Annotated in this window: 18 protein-coding genes; 1 reads left to right on the top strand and 17 read right to left on the bottom strand. The window is 47.3% G+C overall.

What is annotated here, in order from left to right; all coding sequences use genetic code 11:
• Positions 1-83 precede the first annotated feature (83 nt).
• From MHI38_RS19800 to MHI38_RS19755, 10 genes are all read right to left on the bottom strand, one after another.
• A complete protein-coding gene (locus tag MHI38_RS19800; protein ID WP_145336179.1) occupies positions 84-1373 on the bottom strand; it encodes an ABC transporter substrate-binding protein in 1290 nt (429 codons plus the stop codon).
• Positions 1374-1629: 256 nt separating this feature from the next.
• Entirely contained in the window at positions 1630-3183 is a 1554-nt protein-coding gene (locus MHI38_RS19795) for a response regulator (RefSeq protein ID WP_154891924.1), read from the bottom strand.
• Entirely contained in the window at positions 3158-4894 is a 1737-nt protein-coding gene (locus MHI38_RS19790; protein WP_186809857.1) for a sensor histidine kinase, read from the bottom strand. Before MHI38_RS19790 ends, MHI38_RS19795 begins: the two co-directional genes overlap by 26 nt.
• A 489-nt stretch (positions 4895-5383) precedes the next feature.
• Positions 5384-6709: a stalk domain-containing protein gene (locus tag MHI38_RS19785; protein WP_341181559.1), complete on the bottom strand. Its 1326-nt coding sequence runs from the start codon at positions 6707-6709 to the stop codon at positions 5384-5386.
• 269 nt (positions 6710-6978) lie between these two features.
• Positions 6979-7296, bottom strand: coding sequence for a hypothetical protein (locus MHI38_RS19780; RefSeq protein ID WP_341181558.1), 318 nt, complete (start codon positions 7294-7296; stop codon positions 6979-6981).
• A gap of 292 nt (positions 7297-7588) precedes the next feature.
• On the bottom strand, positions 7589-8452 hold the full coding sequence (locus MHI38_RS19775) for an inositol monophosphatase family protein (protein ID WP_244159478.1): 864 nt from the start codon (positions 8450-8452) through the stop codon (positions 7589-7591).
• A 109-nt stretch (positions 8453-8561) separates the two neighbouring features.
• The gene (gene uvsE / locus MHI38_RS19770) at positions 8562-9563 is read right to left on the bottom strand and encodes a UV DNA damage repair endonuclease UvsE (RefSeq protein WP_341181557.1); all 1002 of its coding nucleotides are present in this window, start codon (positions 9561-9563) and stop codon (positions 8562-8564) included.
• 193 nt (positions 9564-9756) lie between these two features.
• Positions 9757-10080 carry a hypothetical protein gene (locus MHI38_RS19765; protein WP_090924555.1) on the bottom strand — a complete coding sequence of 108 codons (324 nt, stop codon included), beginning with the start codon at positions 10078-10080 and terminating at the stop codon, positions 9757-9759.
• A 59-nt stretch (positions 10081-10139) separates the two neighbouring features.
• Positions 10140-11240, bottom strand: a complete 1101-nt coding sequence (locus MHI38_RS19760; protein WP_154891913.1) for a D-alanine--D-alanine ligase — start codon at positions 11238-11240, stop codon at positions 10140-10142.
• Positions 11241-11378: 138 nt separating this feature from the next.
• On the bottom strand, positions 11379-12398 hold the full coding sequence (locus MHI38_RS19755) for an amidase domain-containing protein (protein WP_090924557.1): 1020 nt from the start codon (positions 12396-12398) through the stop codon (positions 11379-11381).
• A 341-nt stretch (positions 12399-12739) separates the two neighbouring features.
• On the opposite strand from MHI38_RS19755, the gene acnA reads away from it, so the two are divergent.
• Complete coding sequence (gene acnA / locus MHI38_RS19750) at positions 12740-15454, top strand: aconitate hydratase AcnA (protein ID WP_154891911.1); 2715 nt, start codon at positions 12740-12742, stop codon at positions 15452-15454.
• A 138-nt stretch (positions 15455-15592) separates the two neighbouring features.
• Here acnA and MHI38_RS19745 read toward each other — a convergent pair whose 3' ends face one another.
• From MHI38_RS19745 to MHI38_RS19715, 7 genes are all read right to left on the bottom strand, one after another.
• Positions 15593-15907 carry a hypothetical protein gene (locus MHI38_RS19745; protein ID WP_154891909.1) on the bottom strand — a complete coding sequence of 105 codons (315 nt, stop codon included), beginning with the start codon at positions 15905-15907 and terminating at the stop codon, positions 15593-15595.
• Between the two features lie 12 nt (positions 15908-15919).
• Positions 15920-16327: a hypothetical protein gene (locus tag MHI38_RS19740; protein WP_154891908.1), complete on the bottom strand. Its 408-nt coding sequence runs from the start codon at positions 16325-16327 to the stop codon at positions 15920-15922.
• Positions 16328-16983: 656 nt separating this feature from the next.
• Entirely contained in the window at positions 16984-17178 is a 195-nt protein-coding gene (locus MHI38_RS19735) for a hypothetical protein (RefSeq protein ID WP_154891907.1), read from the bottom strand.
• Between the two features lie 155 nt (positions 17179-17333).
• Complete coding sequence (locus MHI38_RS19730) at positions 17334-17975, bottom strand: VanZ family protein (protein WP_308723493.1); 642 nt, start codon at positions 17973-17975, stop codon at positions 17334-17336.
• 53 nt (positions 17976-18028) lie between these two features.
• Positions 18029-18898, bottom strand: coding sequence for a D-alanyl-D-alanine carboxypeptidase family protein (locus tag MHI38_RS19725; protein WP_154891905.1), 870 nt, complete (start codon positions 18896-18898; stop codon positions 18029-18031).
• A 79-nt stretch (positions 18899-18977) separates the two neighbouring features.
• Positions 18978-20084, bottom strand: coding sequence for a HAMP domain-containing sensor histidine kinase (locus MHI38_RS19720; RefSeq protein ID WP_341181556.1), 1107 nt, complete (start codon positions 20082-20084; stop codon positions 18978-18980).
• Positions 20077-20775, bottom strand: a complete 699-nt coding sequence (locus tag MHI38_RS19715) for a response regulator transcription factor (RefSeq protein ID WP_090924565.1) — start codon at positions 20773-20775, stop codon at positions 20077-20079. The genes MHI38_RS19720 and MHI38_RS19715 overlap by 8 nt, the downstream gene beginning before the upstream one ends.
• Positions 20776-21058: the final 283 nt, after the last annotated feature.

The following is a 21058-nucleotide window of genomic DNA, read 5'->3' as shown; positions in this document are numbered from 1 at the left end:
ACGGGGAAAGGCCCTCGCCGTCAGCGAGCAGCCCGGTTCCCGTCCATCCCTGCAAACGGGACGAGCAAGCCATCATTCAATTGTTATTTATTGTTGGCAAGCACGGATTCTGCATTTTTGCGGAAGGTCTGTGCTGCCTGTTCGGCTGTAATTTTACCAAAGTTCAGCTCTTCCACTACATCCGCCAAGGAGGAGATTACCTCAGGTGATCCAACCGGTGGTGGTGGGCTCATTGGCGAAGCTTTCGGCTCCATCGATGCCACGAATTCAAATACCTGTTTCGTTGCGTCACTCAGTTCAGGAGCAATAGCCTCTTTGATTTTTCCGGAGATCGGAACACCGCGCTCCCCTTTGATCAGTTTGTTGGCTTCTTCGTCATTCACCCAGAAGTCAATGAACTTCGCTGCTTCTTCCTTCACCTTGGAGTTGGACGTTACACCCCAGTACATACTTGGTTGCATATAAAGTCCTTTTTCCATATCCGGTCCCGGCATTGGCGCAATCGCAAGCGGACGGTTAGCTACCTGTTGCAAAGCAACGAACTGGTTCGACCATTGCCATACCCCGATGCCTTTTTCTTTGACCAGATCGGACTCTTCAATGATGCCTTTGGTTTGGTTAGCCACATCCGGTGAAGGCGCCGCCTTCTGCTCGATCATGCGTTGCATTAATCCGAAGAACTCTACGAACAGAGCGTCGTCATCATAACCAAGCCCTGTTCCTTCCGGGTTATAGAGCGATTTGCCTTTGGTACGCAGGAAGTAGTGGAAGAAGATATCCGGCGCTACGCCGCCATCCAGATACAGTCCCTTCTCTGCTGCTTGTTTACCAAGCGCTTCGTAGGATTCCCATGTCAGATTTTCCGGCATGGCATCTACGCCAGCTTTCTTGAGCAACGCAGGATCATATTGGAAACCAAGTACGTTAACCCCGGCAGGTACACCATACTGTTTGCCGTTAATTACACCTGTGCTGATGACATTCTCGGCCACATCATCCACTTTGATCTGATTGCCCAGATACGGTGCGAGATCTTCAAGCTGACCGTTCTGTGCATATTGGCTGATGTAGGAAATATCCATCTGAATAATGTCAGGCAGCTGGTTGGCTGCGGCTTGCGGGGCTAGCTTTTTCCAGTAGTCGTCAAAAGAAGCGTATTCCACATCAATTTTGACGTTTGGATTTTTCGTTTTATACAGGTCGATGACCTTCTGTGTATATTCATGCCGTGTATCCGAGCCCCACCATGCGATACGCAGATTTACCGAATCACCCTTGCTCCCGGATCCCTGTTCGCTGCCTCCACCTGAGCTACACGCTGCTGTAAACACAAGTAACGCAGCCATCATCAGGAATATTGCCTTTTTCACCATGCCAATCTCCCCTTTTTATGCTGATATGGTATTGTGAACGGGTTATCTCCATCTTGTTAACGATATACTGATAACGCTTTCACAAACTTGATATTGTCATTTTCGCAAAAGTACGATCCAAGTTGAATACACAAAACCGTCTTGTTGGTTCAAAAAACAGAGGAGGACATCCCTGACGCTCCAAGCGCCGGTTATCCTCCTCTTGAGATATGGTATGACCTCGTATTATCATAGCTTTGCCATTTCTAATCCCCTGTTAGATGCCGAATCTGCGGTATTCCGTAGGCGTCATGCCGGTCCATTTTTTGAATACCTGACTGAAATATTGCGAGTTACCTCCAAAACCGAACAATTCGGCCAGCTCAAACACCTTCACATCCCCGCCTCTGCGGATATGTTCACACGCCCGTTCGATGCGAAGACGATTAACGTAATTGGAGAAATTTTCGCCGGTGACTTTTTTGAAAATTTTGCCGAGATAGTCTGGATTCATATATAACATTTGATGTGCTACTCCACTCAGGGAAAGGTCAGCCTCACCATAGTGACGGTCCACGATGTCCATCATTTTCTCCACTGCCGATGATTGACGACTGATGTAATTTTTATAATAACCAGCAGTTAAACGGGTAGCACTGTCTGCTACAAATGTATTTAAATCAGCTAGCGTATCCATATGCGTCAGTTCCGCCATCCGCTGCGTGAAATCGGTTGCCTCCTCTGGCGGGCAGACTTGAATCATGGCAGAGTATAACTGCACCACATAAGCACGTGTCACCTCAATATCCAGCTTCTGGTCTGCCAGTTGCTCGAACAGACGATGTACCTCGGCTGCAGCCTCCTCCGTATTCCCCGATTTAATTAACTGGCACAGTTGCTCGGCATCCTGCTCCACATTCACACCGTCACACTCCCCTGCCAGCACCACATCATTCTTGGTTATAAGTTTGCCCTCTCCAATGAAAAAGCGATGATTCAAGTACTGCATCACCTCGCGGAACAACCGCCGGGACTGGGTCATATGATCCGCTTCGCTGAGCGCAGCTGTCAGCTCTAATCTGTACAGACGGGTAAACGTCTGGCAAACCGCTTCGATTCGCTCCTGCAACATATGCACATCCGCTGGTTCTGCTAGTACAATCAAGAGCTTGCCTTCAATCGTTGTGCTTAACAGTACACCCGGAAGCAGGTCAGCAGCTATATTTTTAATCGCAAATAAATGGCTGTAATCATGCTCATCCACAATCCGAAGCAACAGTAAACGGACGCTATTCTGTTGAAGCTCCATATTGAACAGATCCTGATAATACGCCAAATCCACAGGTCCATACGTGCGATTGGTCATGAACTCCAGCAGAAACTGTTCCTTCACATGGGGAAGTACTCGCTGCAGACGCTGCTTGATCTCTCCTGCAACATGTTCTTTCACCTGCGCATCCTGACGCTCCTGCAACAGCTCAACCAGGGCATCATGAATCTGATTCTCGTTACAGGGTTTGAGCAGATAGTGCTTAACCCCATATTGCATCGCCTTGCGAGCATACTCAAACTCCTTGTAGCCGGACAACATAATAAATCGTACCGCGGGATAAGCCTCGGACGCCTTCTCGATCAGCCCCAGCCCATCCAGACCCGGCATGGAAATGTCAGTAATGACGATATCGGGTTTGGCACTTTCGATTTTGCCCAGTGCTTCCACTCCATTTCTGGCCGTATCTACAAGCTCTGTCCCTGCAGCCGCCCAGTCAACCACCTGGGAAATCCCCTCCAGTATGACACGTTCATCATCTACGAGCATCACTTTGTACATCGTCATCGTCCTCTCTGATCCAAGGTATGCTGATCGATACTACAGTTCCTGATCCAGGCTTGCTATTTATGCTCATGGTGCCTTCATCGCCAAAGGTCAACCTTAGACGTTCCTGAATATTCGTAAGCCCTATGCCCTGTCCTCTGGTCTGAATCTGACCTTCCTGTAAACGTTCCATAAATTCGGAGGTCATGCCCGGCCCGTTATCCTCCACCTCGATCCGAATATACTCCCCTTCTGCTCTGGCACGGATTCGAATCTGACAAGGTTCGATACTTGGTTCAAGTGCATAGTGAATGGCATTCTCTACAAGCGGCTGTAATGTTAACTTGGGAATTCGAGCTGTTCCGACCTCAGGCGCAATATGCATGTCAAAATCAAGTCTTTCCTCGAACCGGGTACGCTGAATAGTAACGTAGCTACGCACGATGTCCAGCTCCCGTTCTAGCGTAATCCACTTCTCGGACATATTGACCGAGCTACGTAGCAGGAAGCCAAGCGCTTCGACCATCTCGGAGATTTGATGCTGTTTCTGCACTTTGGCAAGCCAGTTAATGGATTCAAGCGTGTTATATAAAAAGTGTGGATTGATCTGTGCTTGAAGCGCTTTCAACTCTGTTTCACGAATGACGAGTTGCTTCGCATAATTCTCATCAATCAGCTCTCGAATCCGCTGTAACATCATCTTGAACGTTCGATGTAACAGTCCGACTTCATTTTGCGGAGATACGGGAATGTTGCCAAGGGCTGCTTCCTCAAGTTTATCCAGATCCCCTTTTTCAATATTACGCATTTTCTTGATTAATTGAGCAATCGGATGGGTGATGCTGCGAGAGAATTTAGCTCCAATCACAAGGGCCACCAGGAAGATCATAATAAAAATGACCATGACTAACTGTTTGACAAATTGAATCTGTTTGAACATCTGATCAAATGGCGTGGTATATAAATAATTCCAGCTGGTATAGGATGAATGTGCTCTTGCAACAAAATATTTGCCCTGCTCCAACGTGGCAATTCCGTAAGGTTGAGTCCGCTTCATTTCTTCCGCAATTTCGGATTTGCTTACGGTCGATTCGGTTGGGTAGATGACTTCCGTCCCATCAACGATCAGCAACTGTGAGTCCTCTGCCGGTTCCTGCATCTGATCCTGTACGATACGATCCAGCCGTACACGGATAATCAGGGTCCCCAGCTTTTCCAGCGTAAATGATCCGCCCGTAAAGGACTTCACCTGTCTGACCGACAGCAACCTCGCCTGTTGATCTCCACTTGCCAGCCATACGTTGGAACCGGCATACTGCTCACCGAGCGAAATCAGCTCCTGTTGCTTCGTCTCTGAGATGCCTTCGCGATTACCTGCCGCCATGACATTTTCATCGTTGTCGATAAAGATCATGGAGTACACATATTTCTCGGAACCAGCGTAAGCAACGAGTCGGTTTGTAATCTTTTTACGAAGACTATTCCGCTCATATCCGGTCTCCGCCTTCTCCAGTTGCAATAGATACTGTTGCAGCGGCTCATCCGACATTACCTTGAAGGACAGATTGGATAACTCGCGTAGCTTGTTCTCGATGCCGACGGACGACATATTCAGTACTTGTGATGACTTCTCGTAGATCTGGCGGTCATAAATATTCAACACGTACTGCATGACAGATACGTAGAAAGCAAAGCTGATCAGCATTAAAAATCCAATCAGCAACATCGTTTTGTGGTGAATGGGTAGTGTGGTGAAAGCGTTTTTAAATTTACTCACTCGGGAGCGCTCCTTTGCTTGGCGAAGGGTTGCTGGATTAGAGGGATACCGGTCTACGATGAAGCTGATAAGGGTCTGAATTGGGTTGCATATGCCAGTTTACTTGTAAGTTATTTTCATATTTACACATCCATGGTCGGATGACAAGTCATATTTATACAACATTTTGGGTCATCTGAGAAGGTATACAATCATCAAGGTAGCTGACTATAACACTTTTTAGTGGAACTTGTTTATCTGCGTGGCAACGTTGGTTAGCGTGTGAGTGAATTATAATGCCAGGAGAGTTGCGTTACTCAGGAGAGCAATGTTAGGTATAGCACAAAAACAAAAAAATGACGAGTCAGGAACAAGTCCCTCCTCGCCACTAATGATATCTTTGGAATAAAGGTCACTCCTTACGAGTTCACCTTATCACTTTTAACCCTATTAAAAACTTTATGGATTTACAAATACCGTTTTAAGCTTCGCGATATACTGCACATCAAAACCAAGACCTTCGGCTACCATAGCCACAGGTACATACGTTTTGGCTTCTTTGCCTACTTTGTTCAGGAAGGCCGGAGTGTCCACTGCAACGGATGCACCGTTCACTTTCACGGCATTCGCTCCGATCTTCACAGCTACTGTGCGGTCACCGTAGGTTATGGTTGCCGTTGACGTTTTGTTATCCCAAACGGTTTTGGCACCCACCGCATTCACGATATCCTGGATCGCGACGAAGTTTTTGCCGTTACGAATAACTGGTTTATACGGTGTGTTCAACATCTTGCCATTTACGATGATGTTCATCGGTTGGCCTGCATCTGGCGCGGTCAGTTTCGTGTAGTCACCCCAGATGGTTTTCGCAAACTCTTCAGCAATAGCAGCATATCCAAGCTGATTCGGGTGGAAATCGCGATTTTTGATCATATGTGTCATCGTGCCTTCACCGCCCACAAAATCTTTGGCTACATGGGCTACTTTCACATCTGCACCCTTAGCTGTGAACTGAGCAGCAATGCCGTCAATCGTTTGTGTGAATCCCTGGGAAGCCTGCATCAGCTTGGCATATAGCTCTTTGCCCGCTACTTCGGGCATCGGCTGATACTGGTCAGCAATAACAATCCGGGCAGATGGATTAATCGCATGAATATCATTAATGATAGCAGTAACATTGGTTGTATACATTGAAAGCAGTTCTTTTACTTTCTCTTGGAGTTCTTGCTCGCTCATCGTGTTGGCTGTACCTAGAAGCTCCGAAACATCATTGCCACCAATTGTCATCGCAACGAGATTAGCCTGTGCAATGCTTTCACGAATCGCAGCTGTATTAGCTCCAATCTGTCCTGCTCTTGGATCAGGCAGACTCGGTTGAATGGCTTCAGAAGTCAGCGTCTTGCCTTCCTTGATCGCATCGGTGAAGTTCTTCAAACCGCTCGTTTTAAGTCCAGCGATGCCGAAGTTATCTACTTGTGTGCGCCCATGGAGCAAGCCTTGTTCTTGCAAACGCTCAACGTAACCATAAGGCAATGTGGTCATCTTTGGCTCATATCCTACGGTAATGGAGTCACCCAATGTGACGATCCGGAACTCTTTGGTTACCGCAGTAGCATCTTTCTTGGTTGCCGTAAGCGATGCTTCATTTGAAGCCACAGGTAATACGCCCGTTTTGGCGTCAGCAGCATGTGCCGGTAATGTGGACGGTGTAAGTAGCAGCATACCTGCCAGCATGCTGGCACTCAGCCCTGCGGCGGTGTTTTTCCAAATACGTTTACGCTTCATTCTTGTGAACACTCCTTTAGTTAAATCCAACATTTACACGATTATATAGTACACCATTCATTCCGATGACATATGCTTGTGTACCTCTATTCTATCACTTCAAATATAGCTTTGTCCTCTTGCCTAAATGTGCGCGCAAAATAATAGACTTCCCTATGCCGGGAAGTCTATTATTGTTAGAATCCGTCTCTATCGTATGAGAGCAATCCTATTGAGAATGTATATCCTTATGATGGTATGTCCATTAATGGTCATATGTTTCCTGTATGTTACGCTTCGCTATCCGAATCTGAATCCCTAACTTGATCTTGATCTGCAGGCTGACTCGGCGTTGGTTCACCATTTGCCCTGGCTCCCTGCCCGGCAGCACGATCCACATACGGGTCATATCGATCATCCAGTTCACGAGCCATGGTACGATACTTTAACGTTTCCTCCACAATCGGATCTCGTTCTGTCTGAATACGCACCTCGTACTTCGGAGGAATGAGCTGACGTTCTTGCTCTTCAGCATCACCGGACGCTTCCATATCTCCTTCCGTCAGCATGTCGCTAAGCCGTCGTTCCAGTTCTTTGGATTCATCCATCGTTATTCGCTCCTTTGATATAATAGTATATAAGTTAAACTAAAGATTTTACACAGTCCACTCCGATGACAGAATAGCCTTGAGGGTAGTTGTTATCCCCAGATTTTTTGAATTCCCTTTTCCAAAGGGGATAATCCGGTGATAAGCGTATGCTTCCGATGCAACTTTCTTGCAGAAAGCTTTCAGGCGAACGCTTCGCTTTTCCAGGTTTTTTCTGTCCCCTTCGTTAACGTGTAAAAGAATAGTTCAAATTATATTAATTAACTTATACCAAACCAAAGCTGCCTTCAGATTACTCCAGTCCGGTAGCCTTAGCTTCTTTAAGTACATCCGTCAACGCCTCATGAATCTTGCCATTGCTGGCCACGATATGATTCACCGCTAACGTGTACGGTGTTCCGATTGTATCCGTCACCTTACCGCCAGATTCCGCAACCAATAGCGCACCTGCGGCAATGTCCCACGGCTTGAGCCCCACTTCCGTATAAGCACTCAGTCGCCCCGCAGCAACATAAGCAAGATGAATGGCAGCAGAACCACCAGCACGCAGATTGCGCACCTGCGGAGCAAGGGCCTGAACAGCGGCCATATTCAGTGGCAACGCAAACGTAGTATCCGCCGGGAAGCCTACCGCTACGAGGCTCTGCGTTAGTGTTTCCTCACCCGATACTGTCATCCGGTTTCCGTGCACATAGGCTCCTTTTCCTTTTTCCGCAACAAATAATTCGTCACGGGAAGGATCATAGATAACACCCACAATCACTTCACCCTTATGTGCAAGCGCAATGGACACCGAATAGAATGGGAATCCGTGCACAAAGTTCGTCGTTCCATCCACCGGATCAACAATCCAGAGATACTCTTCCTCTGCTGCCTCTTTCAGCGCTCTTGCTGAAGCTTCAGGCCCCGGTTCAACTCCCTCTTCCCCCAGAATAGCGTGGTCTGGAAAATGCGTCAGAATCAGGCGCCGAATCATCTGCTCTGCACCTTTATCCACTTCGGTCACCAGATCTTGAGGAGAATACTTCGTTCCGAGTTCACTTACCGTACCCAGACGGCTCTTGATCCACTCTCCCGCCTTGGACGCAGCATTAATGGCAACGGCAGTATAGCTTTTGCTTGTCACGACATAAGGTACCTTTTCCTTTTCACTCAAAGCGTTCACTCTACTTTCTATATCAATCTACGAAAAAGTTAAAAATACTTGTTAGAAGTATACGTCTGAGCATTCGTAAAGTTTCTTGCTGTCCAAGCCCCTTTTGGCTTCACGGATGAATTCGTACCGTGGACTCGTCCACCCATTCAACACCTTCATCCTGAAAAAAGGCCAGTTTCTGCATCAGTTGCACCAGGGCTTCATCCTTGCGCTTCGCTTCAATCATGACATCAAGGGCCGGTGTATCCGCTGCAATATGACGCAGAAAATCAAGTATGGGCTCAACCTCTACTCCATCCGCATGACCACGAGGGTCCTTTTCACTCTTCGGGCTGGATACATGGATTTTGGGGACTAATGGCTGGTTTGGAGGTGCATCGGCCTGGGCAAGCGGTGATTGCCAGGTCTTTAAAATATCCGGCCACAGCTCCCATGGCTGCTCGCCTTCGTTATTCACCCACTGGTGATGAATATCCAGCACCATCGGTAACCCAATGTTCTGACATACCGCGAGTGTCTCAGGTGAATTGAACGTTTTATCATCATTTTCAAGCGTAAGTCGCTCCTGAATATCCCGATCCAGCTTCAGGAAATTTTCTTCAAAACGCCGTGCAGCCGAAGGCTTGTCCCCGTATGCACCACCGATATGAATATTGTTCTTGGCTGTCGCATTGAGGCCCATGGCATCCAGCATTCGGACATGATGACGAAGATCCTTCATCGAGTTACGCAACACCTCTTCGCGAGGGGTGCTTAGTACGGTAAAATGATCTGGATGAAAGGATACGCGCATCTGATTTTCCTTCACGAAGTCGCCAATGGCTTCGAAATCCGGTTTCAGTGCCGGAAACGGGTCCCAGTCACTCAAATCTTCATGGGTAGCCAGTGGAATTAATTTCGAAGAAAAGCGATATACATGAATATGACTTCCTTTATTGTGCCGGAGCAAACGTAAGGTATTGTGCAGGTTCTCGGCTGCAATGCGTTCCAGCTTGCGAATCGCCGCTTCCCTGTCGCCGATTTTATTAAAACTAGCCATTGTCATCGTCTTGGAAGGCGAAGCATTCTCCACCAGCACCGACATCGCCACGTAACCGAAACGTACAAGCATGAATTTCTTCCTCTCTGTTTAGGACGGACAGACTTGCACGACTGAAGACAGCCGCGAAGCTAAGCCGACATGGTATATAACCAAGTTTTACCCTAAACAGGGGAGCGTAATCCCGTGATTGCAAATCCGGCCGATCGCTCTCTTACAGGAGATAGACCCTATAAGGCTCTATGATCGTACCCAACGGTAGACTCTAACCCTCAGCCTGTTCCCCAAAGAACATCTCATCGGCAAGCGCCGTCTGGATGCGTGATTCTTCCTCGGTCAGCTTGCGAATAAGCTGCATCTCTACTTCCGTTACTTCTTGGTTCTGAAAATTGATTTCCGCAATGGAAGCCACAATTTTCACAATAGCCACCGCTACATTGTCCGGAGTGTAAGCAATGACCTTCTGCCCGGTAGGAAATACCCGAAAGCCTTGTTTGACCATTTTGCCGCGGCCGTATTCCAGCAGTTCAAATAACTCTTGTTCGCTCTTGAATTTACATACGGAATTAAACTCTGTCTGAAATCCCATGCACATTCCTCCCAATCTCCTGATAGTGGAAATCTAGCTTGGATAGCGGATCGTCCAGGCTATGCCTGAACGCCGTTTTCGTAATTCAGTGCCTGTTTGCGGTTATACCGCTCCAGTCCCAGTTCGATCATGCGATCCAGCAATTCAGCATATGACACACCTGTCTCGCGCCACAAGAGCGGGTACATGCTGTACGGGGTGAAGCCAGGCATCGTGTTCACTTCGTTAATCAGCAGCGCTCCATCCGACTTGCGAATGAAGAAATCTGCGCGAGAGATACCGTTACCCTCAATGGCACGGAACGCCTGCAAAGCCGCTTCACGAATGCGATCTGCTGCCTCAGGGTCGAGCGGTGCAGGAATCAGCATCTGGGACTGGCCATCGATGTATTTGGCTGCATAATCGTAATACTCACCAGAGGATACAATCTCGCCTGGAACCGAAGCCATCGGTTCATCATTTCCGAGCACACTAACTTCAACCTCACGTGCTTCCACAAATTCCTCAATGACTACTTTGGTATCATACCGGAGTGCAAACTCAATCGCTGTTTTCAGTTCATCGCGGTTACGCGCTTTGGAAATGCCTACACTAGAGCCAAGGTTAGCCGGTTTGATGAAACACGGGTAACCCAGCTGGTCTTCGACCTGTACGATCATTTCGTGTTCCGTCTGTTTCCATTGTGTCGCGTTAAAATACGTGAAGGCACACTGGTCAATCCCGGCTTGAGCGAACAGTTTTTTCATAACTACTTTGTCCATGCCGCCTGCCGAAGCTAGCACCCCTGCGCCAACATACGGCATATCCGCCATCTCGAACATACCCTGGATCGTGCCATCTTCACCAAACGTGCCGTGAAGCAACGGGAACATAATGTCCAGTGCCTCCGCTCCACCGTACAATCGTGCGAATAATGCGTTCAGTGCGTCCTGTGTGCCGCCCGCAAAGTTTTCCAGTTTAAGATCTTCAATACGTGCAAAAGGTGCATTCATCACGGCTCCTTTTTTCCATGTCCCCTGCTTGGAGATATAAAAAGGAACCAGTTCATACTTCTCGTAATCAAATGCATTTGTTACAGCAAACGCCGTTTGCAGCGATACCTCGTGCTCACCTGATTTTCCGCCATATACGACGCCTACTTTTAATTTATCCATACTCATGCGTAACCTCCGATTATATCTGTACGTGATGCTATCTGCGCAGCCGTTACAGGCTATTGTCCTGCTGCTTCCGGTCTCTGTTCTTATTTTACACGGAACGGGCTGTCTGCGTCACCGAATCTCGCAAATCTTTCCCTGTTAAAATTCGTCCGCGATATGAAAAAGTCGATATACCGTCCGCTCCGTCCAGGCATAGGAATCCCGGTAATCCCAGTAACGATGGCGACTGCTCACCGTATGTGCGTTCACCAGCGGCATCCCCCCCGCGTCAAAAGCGGTAACAACCGTGCTGTGCTGGAACCTTCCATCGCCGTCCCAATCATAGAAAATGACATCTCCGAGCATAAGCTGCTCAGGACGATCCACTTCGGTGGCCGTCAGCCCCCAGCTACTTCCCGACAGATATCTTGCCAGACTGTTGGATACAGCCCAGCTATAACTCCACATTTCCGCGCCGTTCACATACCCTTTATACCACCAGCCCGCTTCTCTTCTACCAGTATAGTGGATGGGTGCTTCCCCTGCAAAGAGACACTGGGACACATAATTCGTGCAGTCCACATCGAATTCTTCATATGCCGGATTGCCTGCATTCCACCATCGATCTGCGTAGGCCACGGCCAGATCCCGACGATATATATGCCTTTTGGCACTTCTGCCTTGACCCAATACTTCCCGATTCAGAAGCGGCCGATTCACCGCCTGTACAAAATCAGCTTGTTGATACGGCCGTCCTTCCCCCGCTGGACGGCGCTCCGGCACTTCTCTTTCCACACGCGCTATACTCCAATGGCCATTTTCGCGCAAAAAGGTTAATCGCTCCCGTTCGATCCGATCTTCCCGGTGAGTGATGCCACTCTTCTCATAGAACAACCTGCTGTACAGTTGCACTTCCACCACCGCTTCTTCAGATCCATCAATGAGTGTACGCACAAGCTTGGCGCTGGTCTCGCTGCGAAGAGGTACGGCGCGCCGTTTGCGATACCATTCATCCAGCCTTGCCATGCGTTCTCCCCGTTCCACCACAAATTCGGGATCGGTTACGATCCGTTCACTCGTCTGTGGACGGTAATCGATCTCACAGCGATTGTACTGGTTGACGTACGTATATAAGGCACTCTTCCATTCGCGTTCCAAGCTTGTGTCCCCCTTTGGCATGAGTTCAGTCTGCTCCTATTATTCATATGAAAGGAACCTCGGTTGTATGTGCACAGCTCAAATAACGCAGCTAAATCTGTGACCTGAAAAGATCAAAATCATCCACGCTCATACCAGAATGTAGAAAACGCCTTCATCCTTTCAAACGCTTGCTTGAACAGGCAAAAAGCCCTTTACGTACGGATGTGAAAACGGTATACTTAGAACTAAAGTTATGATTTTGAAATTATGTTTCATCTGATGAAACCACTGAACAAGAACACGGAACGGTGAAGGCCTGTTCTTCATTTAGAAATGAACGTTTTCTTCATCTCACCGACACATTTTAAGGAGGTACATGTATGTCAGCCAAGAACCATTTCTCCGCCGCTCGTACGCTTGAGGTTGGAGGCAAGTCTTACCGCTACTACAGTCTTGACGCTCTTCAGGAAGGCGGCCACGGCGACCTTTCCAAGCTTCCCTTCTCGATTAAAGTTCTGCTTGAAGCAGCGATTCGTCAATACGACGGACGTGCTATCACCGAAGAACACGTTAAACAACTGACTGGCTGGGCTGAAGGCCGTGATAATAATAAGGAAATTCCGTTTATCCCTGCGCGGATCGTATTGCAGGATTTCACGGGTGTACCGGTTGTTGTTGACCTTGCAGCAATGCGTGACACCGTGAAAAAAGCAGGCGGAGATCCAAAACAGATCAACCCGCTCGTTCCCGTTGATCTCGTTATTGACCACTCCGTTATGGTTGATGCTTTCGGAACCAGTGATGCACTTGATTACAACATCAAAGTTGAATTCGAGCGTAACGAAGAACGTTATCGCTTCCTTCGTTGGGCACAAACGGCATTCAACAACTTCCGTGCTGTTCCACCATCCACAGGGATCGTTCACCAGGTTAACCTGGAGTACCTTGCTTCCGTGGCTGCAACCAAAACAGTTGATGGCGAAACGGTTGTATTCCCGGATTCCCTCGTGGGTACAGACTCCCACACCACTATGATCAACGGTCTCGGCGTTGTCGGCTGGGGTGTAGGTGGTATCGAGGCCGAAGCAGGTATGCTTGGCCAACCGCTTTATTTTGTAACACCAGACGTTATCGGTTTCAAATTGACAGGTAGCCTGAGCGAAGGCGCAACAGCAACTGACCTCGCGCTCACCGTTACTCAAATGCTTCGTAAAAAAGGCGTTGTCGGCAAATTCGTTGAGTTCTACGGACCAGGTCTTGCCAACATCGGTCTTGCTGACCGTGCAACAGTTGCCAACATGGCACCGGAATACGGCGCAACGATCGGTTTCTTCCCGGTAGACAGCGAAACGTTGAACTACCTGCGCAGCACTGGACGTTCCGACGAGCAAGTAGAACTGGTTGAAGCTTATTACAAAGCTCAAGGCATGTTCCGTACTTCCAGCACCGTTGATCCGGAATTCACGGATGTAATTGAATTGGATCTCGGCTCCGTTGTACCAAGTCTTGCAGGACCAAAACGTCCACAAGACCGTATCGAGCTGACACAAATGAAAGAAAGCTTCAACAGTATCATCCGTACTCCTGTCGACAAAGGCGGATATGGACTGAGCGATGAGAAGATTGAACAAAAAGTGCCTGTGAAGCACCCTGACGGTTCCACTACTGAGATGAAAGCTGGAGCTGTAGTCATCGCGGCGATCACAAGCTGTACGAATACATCCAACCCTAGCGTTATGGTCGGTGCTGGTTTGCTCGCAAAAAAAGCGGTTGAACTTGGTCTCACTAAACCAGGATATGTGAAAAGCAGCTTGACTCCAGGTTCCCTCGTCGTTACCGAGTATCTGGAAAAAGCAGGTCTGATCCCTTATCTTGACCAACTCGGATTCAACGTAGCCGGTTACGGCTGTGCAACATGTATCGGTAACTCCGGTCCACTGCCGGATGAAGTGAGCGAAGCGATCTCTGCCAACGATATGACTGTAGCGGCTGTATTGTCCGGTAACCGTAACTTCGAAGGCCGTGTACACGCACAAGTAAAAGCGAACTACTTGGCTTCTCCACCGCTGGTTGTTGCTTACGCACTGGCAGGTACAGTTGATATTGACTTCGAAACCGATCCAATCGGTCACGACCAAAATAATCAACCTGTATTCCTGAAAGACATCTGGCCTAGCTCCGAAGAGATCAAGGATGCGATTGCAAGCTCCCTGAATGCACAGATGTTCCGCAACAAGTACGAGAACGTATTTACTGCCAATGAGCGTTGGAACCAAATTGCTGTACCGGAAGGCGAACTGTACGAGTGGGACCCGAACTCCACTTATATCCAGAACCCGCCATTCTTCCAAGAGCTTGGTGACAAGCTGAACGATATCTCCGATATCCGCGCTGCACGTGTAATGGCATTGCTGGGTGACTCCGTAACAACGGACCATATTTCACCAGCAGGTAACATTGCTCCGTCCAGTCCAGCTGGATTGTATCTGAAAGAGCATGGCGTAGAGCGCAAAGACTTCAACTCCTACGGTTCACGCCGTGGTAACCATGAAGTCATGATGCGTGGTACATTCGCCAACATCCGTATTCGTAACCAGGTAGCTCCAGGAACTGAAGGCGGTATTACGAAATACTTGCCAACAGACGAAGAGATGTCCATCTACGATGCTTCCATGAAGTATCAGGATGAAGGACAGAACCTGATCGTTATCGCAGGTAAAGAATATGGTACAGGAAGCTCCCGTGACTGGGCAGCCAAAGGAACGTTCTTGCTCGGCGTCAAAGCCGTTATCGCGGAAAGTTTCGAGCGTATCCACCGCAGTAACTTGGTAGGTATGGGCGTTATGCCATTGCAATTCCAGGAAGGTCACGGCTGGTCCAGCCTCGGCCTGAACGGACGTGAGACGTTTGACATCACAGGTCTGAGCAACGATGTGAAACCAGGTCAAGAATTGAAAGTAACCGTAACTCGTGAAGACGGTACACAGTTCGACTTCCCTGTTATTGCTCGTCTGGACAGTATGGTTGATGTGGATTACTACCACAACGGCGGTATCCTGCAAACGGTATTGCGTCAAATGATGAAAAAAGCGTAATCCCCTTAATCTTTCATGGGATAAAATGAGATAGCAAAGCCCCGCTTCATGTGCAGCCTGCACGATGAAGCGGGGCTTTTGATTTTTGATTTATTGAGTTGGGAACTCAGCTTGAGTTGAGTTGGGACCCCAATCTACTCAAAAATCAATCCTGATTCCCACCTCTGAATCGTCTGGTGGTGCAGCTATACGATAGATTCCCCTGCTTTTCAACTTTTCGACGTTGATCCAATCCATAAAATCATCCCCGCCGTAACTGCGAATAAACACCCCATATTCCAGTTCATCATCGAAATTAATCGATTCCATATATTGAGTGAACGGATGTTTACCTTCAATGCTTTGCAAAAAATCAGAAAATTCATTTCTCCACGCTTCGATCTGCTCTGCATACTCGTCAGGGACATAATAATAGAAACCGTCAGGAGTGTAATACGAAATTTTCATAATCATCCGATCTGCCTCCTAGAGTTTCAGAATAGCCATACCTTCCTTCAGTTGTTCAGAAACAGCCGTATAATACTCAATTCTATCTGCAAGCTCGTGTTCTGTTTTATGTACCAGATAATATGAATACTTCTGCATCAACTCATGCTCGTTCAGCTCAATGGACAGGTGAATGATCTCATAATAATCTGGATTCTCTGAGTTGGCATAATAACGATAACCTCTTTCGCATCGGCCAATATTCATAACCGTTTTGATAACCAATAATTCATCACGTGTGAAGCTACGAATCTGTGTGGATCTCTCCTTTTCCAACGCTCGTATGGCCTGTTCCTCTTCTTGTCTATGTGTTGCGTCTGCGATCTCACTTTCGATAGCGATCAGCGCTCTCATTCTTCCGGCAAGCTGTTTAGCTAACAGAATCAATTCGAACCCTCCTTCAAGTATAGTGAACATACAGGTAATAGGTGAATCGTCTTTTCTTTATCTCATTAGATGTCTCTCCACTACAACGATGAAGAAGTATCACAAAATGCTCCGCTAAAAACTACTCAAATCAATGCTCTAGAGTGTAACTTTAAGGTGAAAATCCCCCGCTGGCGAACAAAGCAAAATTGTATCCGTCGCAGGAACGTTTCTGAAGTTAAGAAATCAACGTCAATGACACCGGCAGCCAAAATGCTAACGACTCTAACGATCATGAGGAGCCTTATTGGGCGCCAAATAGGCCTTGTGAAATTCTAACGATCCGTAGGAACGCTATTGAAGTAAATCCTCCCCGATTTATCCCGATTTCAGCTAAAATTGAGAAAATAGCGTTTCTGGTGATCGTTAGAAGTTATAAGCTGGCTAAATCAACCAAATAAGCTCTGTCATGATCGTTAGCGCTACGAGAGAGACAGAACATTGATAATTATAGGGTTAGGTTTTTTGGGTTTGGGTTTTTGGGTTTGGGTTTTTGGTTTTTGGTTTTTGGTTTTCGAGTTTCCAGGGTTTTTAAAAATCCCCGCCACCTTCGTGTCTTTATAAAAAAACTCCCTCTCACGCATCGCTACAAGCTGTGCGTTCATAGGGAGATTCGCTTAATGTCCAATATAATGTGAGGATTGATCGAACAGTTGCATGGTTCCCATCATCAGAAATAAACACGACATGACGATCAAAGTTGCTCCTATCCACCTCGCTAGAAAACGACGATCCTTGATTTGCTGATCTGTGGCACCTGTTGTACTCTGCGGATATACCAGAAACATAAACCCTGCACTAATCAACAGCACAGCGATAATAATCAGTGTAATCCCTCCTTAGGCAGGCCACGAAACATGGGCCTCTCTCCCACAGTTATCACGATCACTCTTTCGCTTAATTACTCTCCCAGTGATTTACATCGCGATTCTCACAGTTACTCTCCTGTGATTTCATCGCCAGTCGCCTAGTTATTCACCACTACTCTCGATCTTCCTCCAGTGAATAGCCTGTTCAATACCAGTAACACGATATACAACACATATCCGATCATTCCACCAAGTGTATTCAGCATAAGATCATCCACATCAAAGATGCCCATCCCCGTCAGCAACTGTGTCACTTCATACCCCAGGCTAAGTAAAAAGGATAGGAACAGCACATGAATCCCGGCGAAAAAAGAATGGCGTACCAGACCCGTAATCCATACACCAAACGGTACAAATGCAAGTATATTACCCACCAAGTGAATGGCTGTTCCCGATCGGTGATGAACGGAGAGACTATGCCAGTCTCGCTTGATCTCCTGAAATGGCGTCAGATTTACAGTTCGTGTATGAATCAGATCTGGTTGACGCAGTAACGCCATCAGTCTGTCCCATACCAGTCCTACGTCCACGGGCCCTCCTTTAAATAAAATCAGCTTGGTTAGCATATAGAGGTAGACCACGAATAGGGCAATCCAGACGATTCGAAGCGGACTGGGTTTGATCCCATTGCGATGGGGACTATGATTCTTATGACGTTGGTTGTCATCAAAAAGTTTGATTTTTGGGTGATTTTTTTGACCCTGTTGCCTAACCTGCTCGTCCGGCTCGTTCTGTCTCATGCTGTCTCTCCCTCCTCCTCCGTCAGGCCGTCCTCTTAGGTTGATACTCATCATCAAGACGATTTTTCAACCGTAACAATAACTCCTTGCATATTATCACCGGAGATGTCATAGGCATCATTCTCTGGCAGATATATTTTCGCATCCTGCGACACCTGATAATAATGGATATCATATGTAACGCCGTCCAGATCGACGCTTACGTCTTTCTTTTCTCTTAACATCTCCAGATACTCTTCCAAAACCATATGGTTCTTGTACATCACTGCACTATGCGGCATGCCAACATATCTGAAATGCCAGGGTTCATACTGAATGCCGGTCACGTTCACTTTATCTTTCGGATATCGCAAAATAAAACCGTATCTCCACGCGTTCTTCTCCAGCCATGCCCCCTCAGGAGCTTCGCTCATCGCGGCCAGACTTGAACCTATATCCAGGGATAAACCCAGATTGTGCTCGCTGTAGCCTGCAGGCAAAGCGTAGTCTGAACCCTTTTGCCGATACAGCTCGTCCTGCTTCTCAAAATCTCTGTACCCGCTGCTCATCAGGAAATAGCGCACCCCCTCTTTACCCGCAGCCTCAACCATCTTCTGAAATTTTGCTGTGACCTCACGAGACAACATCAACGTCTGATCCATGATGCCATAACCCTGAAGCAAGTCTTCTTCATCCGCTACATATACAACATCGGAGCGAATACCCTCCGGGTGAATCGGATGCTTGGAATTGACCAAAACAAGATTGCCTTTATGTATTTGCTGTTTCATATCTTGAGTTGTAGCTTCATGGTACCCCCTGTATTTCTCATCGGTATCCAAAATAACAATCGGCACCCCCTCTTTTTGCTGTAAAGCTGCCGTTGATTGCGTTACGATATATCCAACCAAAATGATGCATAGTAGAAAGCCCCACTTTTTCATGATTGTTCCTCCTTCCTCTCATGATTCAAGGATAGACAAAACAATTTAAAGAAAACGCAGGGCAATGTTTAAATTTTTCTTAAGTTTCATGAGAAACCTGCTGGAAAACAGGTAGACGAACCTCAAACATCGTGTGCACCACATCACTTACAGCCGATATTACGCCTTCATGCTGCTCCACGATATTACGTGCGATAAACAGTCCAAGCCCCGTACCTCCCTCTTGTACGGTCCGTGCACGATCTCCGGTATAATACATGTCGAAGATGTGCGGCAGATCATCGGGATGAATATGTCCCCCATAGTTCGTCACCTGAATGACAACGTGACCTCCATCGTGAAATCCTTTGATGTCAACGTACATACCGTCCTTGCCATGTCTGGCAGCGTTAATTAGCAGATTCTCGAACACACGGGCGAGCAGCTCCCCATCTCCGGATACGGTAAGATCGTTATCGATATGTAAACGGGTGACCAGATTGTTTTTTTCAAAAACAGGATAAAGTTCCTCATTCATCTGCTTCAACAGCTCGCTTAGGTCCAGCCTCGTTTTGCGTACAGGTAACATGCCGTAGTTCATTCGTGTAATCTCAAACAGATCATCAATTAGCTTCTCAAGCCGCTGGGACTTGGTGAACGCAATCGCGATGAAATGCCGCGCCTGTTCCTCTGTCAACTGCTCATCCTTCATCAGCAAATCCAGATATCCCAGTACGGAGGTCAGCGGTGTGCGCAGATCATGCGCAAGGTTTACGATGAGCTGGTCTTTGCTGTTCTCGGCAAAATCCCCTCGTTTCACCGCTTCTCGCAGCTTCTGGCTCGCCATATTGACGCTTTCCGCAATCGTACCCAATTCGTCTTTGGCCACAATCTGTACCTGATGATCAAAATGCCCGTTAGCCAAGTGATTAATGCCCGCGGAAATCTCTTTGAAATACGTGACATAGCGCCTGGTAAACAAGTAGAAAAATAAAATCGCAAGCGGGATAAAGAGCAGCATAAAGACATATAAATCGCCAATACTTCTCATCATATTGCGATATTCCGCCAGCGGGTCTTCCCGCCTCACCCCTGCGTAGTACATCTGTAACAGCTTATACACGATAAATGTTACGACGCCAGAAGCCAACATACTCAGACCAAGCATCATAATCATCGTTGTGCGAAAACTTCTCCGTTTAGTCATTGAACGTGTACCCCACACCCCAGATGGTTTTGATGAACTTGTTCTTGTTCACATCTTCTCCGAGTTTCTTGCGCAGTGTTCGAATATGTACCATGACGGTATTACCGCTCTCGAAATAAGCCTCGCCCCATACCTTTTCAAAAATGATTTCTGTGCTGAATACCTGTTTGGGATTGCTGGCAAGTAACACTAAAATGTCAAATTCCTTCGGTGTTAACTCCAGCGGTTTACCGTAAAGAGTTACGCTATGTTGGTCGGGGACAATAACAAGTCCGCCCTTTTCCAAAACAGAACGCTGCGCCGTAGCTGTGGACTGACTGAACTGTAAAGCACGCCGTAGCTGAGAGTTGACGCGAGCCACAAGCTCCATCGGATTAAACGGTTTGGTCATATAATCATCGGCACCCATCACGAGTCCTGTAATTTTATCCATGTCCGACGTTTTCGCACTCAGGAAAATGATTGGAAAATGATGCTGTTCCCGAATTTTACGGGTCACCTCATACCCGTCCATACCCGGCATCATAATGTCCAGTACCGCCAGATCGATGGCGTGTGTCTGAACGGCCTGTAGTGCCGACTGTCCGTCAGAAGCCTTGACGGTATGATAGCCTTCTTTTTGTAAATGTAAAGCAACCAGATCCGCGATCTCTATTTCATCGTCCGCAATCAGAATCGTAATTCGCTTCATTGCTTATTTCACTCCTATATGGGATGCTGAGCATATAATACCTATGAATCTAACAGATAACTCCTACATACACAATTGAAAGCAATGTTATATAAGCAGAACAAGTTTTACACAGTCCACTCCGATGACAGAATAACCCTCCGATCGCTGTTATCCCCAGATTTTTTTGATTCCCTTCTCTATAGGGAAAATCCGGTGATAAAGGCGACCGCTTTGCTTCTCCAGGTTTTTTCTGTCCTCTCCGTTCAAGTGTAAAAGAAATATTCCACTTATATAGACACTA

The sequence above is a fragment of the Paenibacillus sp. FSL K6-1558 genome (assembly GCF_038002565.1).
GTDB lineage: Bacteria > Bacillota > Bacilli > Paenibacillales > Paenibacillaceae > Paenibacillus > Paenibacillus polysaccharolyticus.
This window is presented reverse-complemented; position numbering and strand designations above follow the sequence as displayed.

Coding starts and splice junctions, on each gene's coding strand:
- MHI38_RS19800 (WP_145336179.1), bottom strand. CDS start 1,373: ATGGTGAAAAAGGCAATATTCCTGATGATGGCTGCGTTACTTGTGTTT.
- MHI38_RS19795 (WP_154891924.1), bottom strand. CDS start 3,183: ATGTACAAAGTGATGCTCGTAGATGATGAACGTGTCATACTGGAGGGG.
- MHI38_RS19790 (WP_186809857.1), bottom strand. CDS start 4,894: ATGTTGCTGATTGGATTTTTAATGCTGATCAGCTTTGCTTTCTACGTA.
- MHI38_RS19785 (WP_341181559.1), bottom strand. CDS start 6,709: ATGAAGCGTAAACGTATTTGGAAAAACACCGCCGCAGGGCTGAGTGCC.
- MHI38_RS19780 (WP_341181558.1), bottom strand. CDS start 7,296: ATGGATGAATCCAAAGAACTGGAACGACGGCTTAGCGACATGCTGACG.
- uvsE (WP_341181557.1), bottom strand. CDS start 9,563: ATGCTTGTACGTTTCGGTTACGTGGCGATGTCGGTGCTGGTGGAGAAT.
- MHI38_RS19765 (WP_090924555.1), bottom strand. CDS start 10,080: ATGGGATTTCAGACAGAGTTTAATTCCGTATGTAAATTCAAGAGCGAA.
- MHI38_RS19760 (WP_154891913.1), bottom strand. CDS start 11,240: ATGAGTATGGATAAATTAAAAGTAGGCGTCGTATATGGCGGAAAATCA.
- MHI38_RS19755 (WP_090924557.1), bottom strand. CDS start 12,398: ATGCCAAAGGGGGACACAAGCTTGGAACGCGAATGGAAGAGTGCCTTA.
- acnA (WP_154891911.1), top strand. CDS start 12,740: ATGTCAGCCAAGAACCATTTCTCCGCCGCTCGTACGCTTGAGGTTGGA.
- MHI38_RS19745 (WP_154891909.1), bottom strand. CDS start 15,907: ATGATTATGAAAATTTCGTATTACACTCCTGACGGTTTCTATTATTAT.
- MHI38_RS19730 (WP_308723493.1), bottom strand. CDS start 17,975: ATGAGACAGAACGAGCCGGACGAGCAGGTTAGGCAACAGGGTCAAAAA.
- MHI38_RS19725 (WP_154891905.1), bottom strand. CDS start 18,898: ATGAAAAAGTGGGGCTTTCTACTATGCATCATTTTGGTTGGATATATC.
- MHI38_RS19720 (WP_341181556.1), bottom strand. CDS start 20,084: ATGACTAAACGGAGAAGTTTTCGCACAACGATGATTATGATGCTTGGT.
- MHI38_RS19715 (WP_090924565.1), bottom strand. CDS start 20,775: ATGAAGCGAATTACGATTCTGATTGCGGACGATGAAATAGAGATCGCG.